This is a genomic window from Roseiarcus sp., from assembly GCF_052145395.1.
Lineage (GTDB): Bacteria > Pseudomonadota > Alphaproteobacteria > Rhizobiales > Beijerinckiaceae > Roseiarcus.
This window is the reverse complement of the sequence record NZ_JBKQOT010000418.1, coordinates 1-4,153: the sequence shown is the minus strand read 5'-3', so window position 1 is coordinate 4,153 and position 4,153 is coordinate 1. Positions and strand designations below refer to the sequence as shown.

Here is a 4,153-nt window from a genome sequence, read left to right as displayed (position 1 = left end):
CCGTCCACAACTCAGCGACGCCGTTCATGGACGTTCCTTGGCGTAGGATTTGGAACAGATTCTCCGATGACCCCTTTATGACGAGGCTAAGCGGCTGATTTATTGCCCCAGCGGCCTGAGCGCACCGGGGCGCACCGGGTGCGAGGTTGGGTCGTCGCCACGTGTTATCGTGTCCTTTATCATGAGTATTTTCGGATATGCAAAATGACTAGGACACTCGCTAACCGCATATCGGTATTAATATCGATTGTGTGGGTAATATATGTTGGCTTCAGATATATCGTGCATTGTGATTTATTTCCAGAGGTAGGACCAGGAGTGTATTGCAATTGGGACGAAATTCAAATTTATTACAGCTATGATTCTGAACCAGTAAGTTATTCGGTTATATTACTGCAATTCATTGGACCGCCTCTGGTATTTTGGGCGATATTAAGAGCATTCGCCTGGGCTTTTCGAAGGCGACAATAATGTGAAGGAAAAACCAGGCGCTTGTCGATGTACACAATTCAAGAAATGCGCACGGGCGGATTCGGGCCGATCAAGGAATTGCTGGCGGAGAGGTAGTGCGTCGCGTCGCAAGGCCCAGGATGGGACGCGCATCGAAACCCGCACCCGTCGGCCCTCGCCCGCTCCGCCTCTGCGGCCCCTGGCGTCGGCCTAATCGTCTCCGCATATCCCTCCACGGCGGCATCCAGTACGCCCCGCGCCGGTCCGCTGAGCGGACATCGGCGGCCTACTCGCAAACTCGTGTCTGGCCTTGGTAGCGACATGTGAGCTGGTGCGGCTCTGACGTGTCGGACGGCGGCGCAGCTGCGGCCGGCGGTGTCTGCTTGGGCGTCGGCCTCTGTGGCATGACCATGCTCTGAGCCGGCGGCGGTGGCACGGTGATCACAGGATACGTGCCCGACATGAACTGGGCCTGAGCCGGAGCTGACGCCGCGCATCCGAGCGCAAGGCCCGCGACGGCGAGCGCCCTCCGGTATGCAAGACCGTTCGCCATCGTCCCAGCTCCGTGGCTCAAGCGGCCCCTTATTCGTACTGCCGCAAATGTCCTCCATTATCCACCCTGCGCTTGGCTTGTCGATAGCCACGACGCCGCCGGAGGAAGACAAATGCGAACGGTCGAACTCATCTACCGCTATGGATCGCGTCACGCGCAGGTGCGCCCGCGGCCACAGGACGCCGCTTCCGCCCGCGTCCGGCTCAATGACGGAAACCGCGCCTTCGCGGCGCTGCTCGACCATTTCGACGAGACCGGCGGCCCCGCTCAGCGGATCGTCGACGTCGACCCGCGCGACCTTGGGCTCGACGCCGACCATCACGCGCCGTCGCAGCACCCGTTCGCCGCGATCCTCGGTTGCTCGGACGCGAGGGCGCCGATCGAGCTCCTGTTTAACGAGGGTCCGAACGAGCTGTTCGTCGTGCGCGTCGCCGGCAACGGGCTCGGCGCCGATTCGCTCGGCAGTCTGAGCTACGCCGTCGAGCATCTGGGGGAGTCGCTGCGGCTGATCGTTATCCTCGGGCACAGCGGCTGCGGCGCGCTCACGGCGGCCGTCGACGCCTTTCTCGAACCGAACGGCTATCTGTCGATGGCGGCGGATTTCGCGCTCCGCGGCATCGTCGACCGCTTGTTGCCCGTCGTGGACGCCTCCGCCCGTCATCTCGCCCAGGCCTATGGCGCCGATGCAGCAAGCCGGCCGGGATACCGGCATGCGCTGATCGAGACCTCGATCGCCGTCAACGCCGCGCTCGCCGCCTATTGGGCGCGCAAGCAGTTCCCTCGCGCCGAAGCGAAAGGTGTTGGGGCGGCCTATGGAGTCTATCTCCTGGAGACGCGCGAGATCTGGTCGCGTCCCATGGGCCCGAACCGAGCTTCGGCCTCTCGAGCCCCCCGAGGACGCCGCGGGGCTGGCGGAGCTAAGCGCCGCGATCGCCCGCTCGGAGCGGTTCGCCCGCGTCCTCGTAGGCTGAGCCTAGCGGCGGCGAGCGGGCCGAGTGTCGTTTCGGCCACGCTGTCGGAATTTTCTCACCGACCGCGCATAATCCGGACGACGAAGCCGGCTCGGCCCTTGCCCGCGGCAGTCGGCTTATCTAACGATTTCACAAAGCAGCGTGAGGCGGCGTCGCGCGCTGATTCGTGAGGGGGCGGCACATGAAGGGGCTAGTCGAAGGCGTTCTCGCGGCGGTCGCGACACTCGCGGCGACCGCCGCGCTCGCGGCAGACCTGCCGACCGAGAAGCCGGCGCCCGAGCCCGTTCCCCTGCCCGCCCTTCCCTCGACATGGCATTTCGAGGCGACGATCGACGGCTGGGCGCCAAGCATGAACGCCAGCTTGGGCGTACGCAACCTTCCGGCCCTCCCCGTCTTCGCCAACATTTTTCAGCTTCTCCCGCTGCTCGAGGGCTATGTCCCCGTCAGCCTCGTCGCCTACAATGACAATTTCATCGTCGGCATGAGCCTCTTCTGGGTCCGCCTGGGCGTCGTCAAAGGAGGTCCGGGACCTTTCGGCGTGAACGCCGGCATCACCCTCAACGAGACGTTCGCCACGGCCTAGGGCGGAGTGAGAATCCCGACTGAAAATCCCGATTGGAGGGTCTACGCAACCCTCGGCGCGCGCTATTTCAACCTGAACGGCTCGCTCGATTTGCAGGCGCCCTTTGGCGGTTATTCCCGTACCGCATCGCAAGGGAAGGAGTGGGTTGACGAGATCGTCGGCGTGAAGGCACGCCATCGTATCGACGACAAATGGTTCCTCGATTTCGAGGGGGACGTCGGCGGCTACCACGGGAGCGCGACGGCGCTGGGCTATGGGGCGGTCGGATACAAGTGGAGCCAGTCCCTCACGACGAGCCTGGGCTTTCGCGTCTTCTACGCCTACTATCAGACCCCGGCTAACAGCGGCGGCGGAAGCTTCCGGTTTAACGAAACGCTGTGCGGGCCACAAACCAACGTCACGTACACCTTCTGAGCCCCGTGAGGCGCGCGCTTTCGAACCGGCATAGCGCCCCAAGCGAGAGCGCCGGCGAGAAGGATCAGCCTCTCGCCGGCGCTAGATTTTTAGCGGACGCAGACGCGCCGGCCGTAGCGATAGTAGCAGTGCGGCGCGCGGTGCGTCACGACCGCGCCGCGCGGGCCGACGCATCCGGCATGGTAAACGCCCGCAGCGCAAGCCGCCGCGTCGGCCTCGGCGGCCGTTCCTAGGAGCATGCCGACCATCAGGGCGGCCAGAGCTATAGTCTTCACGATTGCAACTCCAATATTGATGTCCGAACGCTGGCCCGCGCCGACACAACGCGCGAGAACGCTACGCTAGCAACACGCTACTTGTTGCCGGCTTCCGCCTTGGCCAGCGCGTCCTTGCAGCCGTCGCTGAGCTCGGCCGCGTGCGATTTCAAGCATTCCGCCTTGGCGCCCTTGCCCGGCTTCACGTCCCCGCAAAACTGCTTCATGTCCGCCTTGCAGGCGCGCCCGACTGCCGCCGCCTTGACGATCGCGATCTGGCAATCGGTCGACAGGTCGGAGAAATGGTCCTTGACGCAGGCCTTGAGCTTGCCGCCGCCCGGCTTCACGTCGGCGCAGACCGACTTGATGTCCTTGGCGCAGGCCTTGGCGAGGGCCGACGGCGCGGCCTCCGCGGCCGAAGCCGTCATAAACACTGCCGCGGCAAGCGCGGCGATTGATCCCAATATCCTCACCTAAACCTCCTTTATGGGTACGCTGACCGCGCTCAGCGCCGAAATTGTCGTCCCTCAGCGCGCGCGTCCCTGGAGCAAGTTGCAATCGGGTCGCTTCACAACTTGCTCTAGACTCTTTGACAACGCAGGGATTGTCGCGACACGCTTGTTTAAGCATTTCGCATCCCGCGTTAAAGGATGGGGCGATGATGCCCTTCTCTACGAGGCGTTTGTTCCTTGTCGTTCGGCGAGACGAGAGGGGGTCATGGCGCTAGAACCGTTTCTCGCACGATCGCGGATTTCAGCTGCGTCGCCGCGAAAAGGCTCCTGCCCGCGTCATTCTCGGAATTGAGTCCGGGGTCGACGTCGAGCCAGGCGCCCAAACACCAATGATCGAGGCGTGGCGCCTTGCAGTCAGGCGTCACCGGGCCGGGGTCGCAGACACAGTATTTGTCGGCATGCGGCGTGATTCACGG

5 protein-coding genes are annotated in these 4,153 nt (G+C 63.5%); 3 read left to right on the top strand and 2 right to left on the bottom strand.

The features are described from left to right. Window positions 1-1,115 precede the first annotated feature (1,115 nt). Genes ACLP25_RS14105 through ACLP25_RS14095 form a run of 3 tightly spaced genes read left to right on the top strand, consistent with a single transcriptional unit; the run spans window position 1,116 to window position 2,971 of the window. Entirely contained in the window at window positions 1,116-2,144 is a 1,029-nt protein-coding gene (locus ACLP25_RS14105) for a carbonic anhydrase (protein WP_442469815.1), read from the top strand. An 11-nt stretch (window positions 2,145-2,155) separates the two neighbouring features. Next, window positions 2,156-2,557, top strand: a complete 402-nt coding sequence (locus ACLP25_RS14100; RefSeq protein WP_442469814.1) for a hypothetical protein — start codon at window positions 2,156-2,158, stop codon at window positions 2,555-2,557. Between the two features lie 6 nt (window positions 2,558-2,563). Beyond that, window positions 2,564-2,971 (top strand): hypothetical protein, encoded by a 408-nt coding sequence (locus ACLP25_RS14095; protein WP_442469813.1) that lies wholly within the window; start codon window positions 2,564-2,566, stop codon window positions 2,969-2,971. An 89-nt stretch (window positions 2,972-3,060) separates the two neighbouring features. On the opposite strand, the gene ACLP25_RS14090 is transcribed toward ACLP25_RS14095, so the two are convergent. Continuing rightward, a complete protein-coding gene (locus ACLP25_RS14090) occupies window positions 3,061-3,246 on the bottom strand; it encodes a hypothetical protein (protein ID WP_442469812.1) in 186 nt (61 codons plus the stop codon). Between the two features lie 77 nt (window positions 3,247-3,323). After that, window positions 3,324-3,698, bottom strand: coding sequence for a cysteine rich repeat-containing protein (locus ACLP25_RS14085; protein WP_442469811.1), 375 nt, complete (start codon window positions 3,696-3,698; stop codon window positions 3,324-3,326). Between the last annotated feature and the right edge of the window lie 455 nt (window positions 3,699-4,153).